This window comes from Micromonospora sp. NPDC050695 (assembly GCF_040654415.1).
GTDB lineage: Bacteria > Actinomycetota > Actinomycetes > Mycobacteriales > Micromonosporaceae > Micromonospora.
Map to the genome: position 1 here is coordinate 1 of NZ_JBFAHZ010000147.1, position 1,504 is coordinate 1,504.

The window sequence follows — 1,504 nt, forward strand, 5'->3', positions numbered from 1 at the left end:
GTACGTATTCAGCTTGAGACGGGTCGGCGGTCGGCTGTCCACTCTGGGTGATGGCCTGGCATGATCTTGGTGTGTCGTCCGAGCCGCCAGTCCCGCCCTCGTATGAGGATCTACTGGCGATGCTGGTTGAGCTGCGGGATCGGGTCGAGCGGTTGGAGGTTGAGAACGCGGAGCTGCGGCGTCGGCTGGGGTTGAACTCGTCGAACTCGTCGAAGCCCCCGTCGTCGGATGGGTTGGTCCGGCCGCGTCCGCAACCGGGCAAGCGTGGAAGCAGTGGGCGGCGGCGGGGTAGGCAGCCGGGTGCGCCGGGGTCGACGCTGGAGTTGGTGGCCGATCCAGATCAGGTGGTGGAACATCGGCCGGGCTGGTGCGCTAATCCGGCCTGCGGTGAGCGTCTGGATGGTTGCCGGGAGTACGGGCGGCAGCGCCGACAGGTCGTCGAGTTGCCTGAACGCCGGCCGGTGGTGACCGAGCATCGCCTCGTTGCGGTGGAGTGCGCGGGGTGTGGGCGGGTCACCGAGCCGCCGGTGCCCGACGGGGTGTCCGGCCGGGTGCAGTACGGCACGGACGTGAAGGCCGCCGCAGTGTATGCCCGTGCCGCGCAGTTCCTGCCGTATGGACGGGTCGCTGGGCTGATGGGTGATCTGCTCGGGGTGGGCGTGTCGGTCGGGTTCGTGCATCAGGTGGTGGCCGAGGCGGCGCGTCGGCTGGGTCCGTTCGTCTCGCATCTGGCCGCGTTGTTGCGCACCGAGCGGGTGCTGCACGCCGATGAGACACCGGCTCGACTCGGCGGCGGGTTCAAGTACGTGCACGTGGCCTGCACGCCCGCGTTGACGTTGTTCCACGTCGGGGGCCGGTCGGCGGCCGATGTCGACGCCGGTGGGGTGCTGCCCGGGTTCACCGGCACCCTCGTGCGTGACGGCTACGCCGCCTACCAGCACCTGACCGACGCCGAGCACGCCTGGTGCGGAGCGCACCTGATCCGGGACCTGCGCGGCGTGCACGAGCAGGACCCGGCCGGTCAGGAATGGGCCGAGGTCATGGCTGGCACCCTGCTGATGGCCAAACAGTTGACCGAGCAGGCCGTCGCCGCCGGCCGTACCGCGCTGACCGCGGACGAGGCCGGCCACATCCGGGCCTGCTACGCCGGGGCGGTGGCCTACGGCCGCGAGCAGAACCCGCCCGACCGCGACGGCAAGCTGCCGCGGGCCGGCACGCTGGTCGAACGTTTCGCCACCCACCGCGACATGATCCTGCGGTTCACCGTCGACCTGGCCGTTCCGTTCACGAACAACCAGGCAGAACGCGATCTCCGCCCGGTCAAGCTCCAACAGAAGATCTCCGCCACCTGGCGCACCCTGCAAGGACTGGCCGACTTCGCCACCCTGCGTTCCTACCTGTCCACCGCCACCAAGCACGGCATGGACGCCCTCGACGTGCTCAAACAGCTGTTCACCACCGGGCCGTGGCTACCTCACACGGCTACCTCAAGCTGAATACGTAC

1 protein-coding gene is annotated in these 1,504 nt (G+C 69.3%); it reads left to right on the forward strand.

Annotation, left to right across the window (positions count from 1 at the left end; genetic code table 11):
• Window positions 1-50: 50 nt before the first annotated feature.
• Window positions 51-1,496, forward strand: a complete 1,446-nt coding sequence (locus tag AB0H52_RS31990; RefSeq protein WP_357952029.1) for an IS66 family transposase — start codon at window positions 51-53, stop codon at window positions 1,494-1,496.
• Window positions 1,497-1,504: the final 8 nt, after the last annotated feature.

Coding starts and splice junctions, on each gene's coding strand:
- AB0H52_RS31990 (WP_357952029.1), top strand. CDS start 51: ATGGCCTGGCATGATCTTGGTGTGTCGTCCGAGCCGCCAGTCCCGCCC.